The sequence below is a fragment of the Gimesia panareensis genome (assembly GCF_007748155.1).
Lineage (GTDB): Bacteria > Planctomycetota > Planctomycetia > Planctomycetales > Planctomycetaceae > Gimesia > Gimesia panareensis.
Map to the genome: position 1 here is coordinate 2,178,973 of NZ_CP037421.1, position 552 is coordinate 2,179,524.

Consider the following 552-nt stretch of genomic DNA (forward strand, 5'->3'; position numbering starts at 1 on the left):
TTTGACATCACCATGGACTCGACCGCCTTCGGCGACCGGTCCGGTCTGTTCTCGTTCGACACCGACGACGTGGACGAAGCGACCTTCAACCTGCTGCTGCACGGTCAGGTCTCCAACGTGGTGATCATCGACAACGGCGACGCCGACTTCTCGGCGACCGCCGGCTTCGAAACCTATACGACGGGCGTCAACCTGGGTGCCTCCGGCTACGAAGACGATATCGCCGGTGCGATTCCGAATCAGCCGGGCAATACCCCCGCGCCGGCCGGCACGGATACGGCGACCTGGACCTTCAGCGGTCTGGCCGACGGTTTCTACCAGGTCTCCACGACCTGGCCCGCCCTGTACAACCGGGCTGCGGACGCACCGTTCTCCCTGGACGGCGGAGCCGGGGCCTTCGCTCTCGAGGTGGACCAGACGCTGGTCCCCTCCAGCTTCGCTGAAGACGGCACGGCCTGGTTCGACCTGAATACCTCCTTCGAGGTGGTCGGGGGTGTGCTGACGGTGACGCTGACCAACGACGCCGACAGTGCCCCGCGGGACCACTTCGAT

1 protein-coding gene is annotated in these 552 nt (G+C 65.4%); it reads left to right on the forward strand.

Annotation, left to right across the window (positions count from 1 at the left end; translation table 11 throughout):
- On the forward strand, positions 1-552 hold a 552-nt coding region (locus Enr10x_RS29870; protein WP_197997528.1), incomplete at both ends, for a golvesin C-terminal-like domain-containing protein.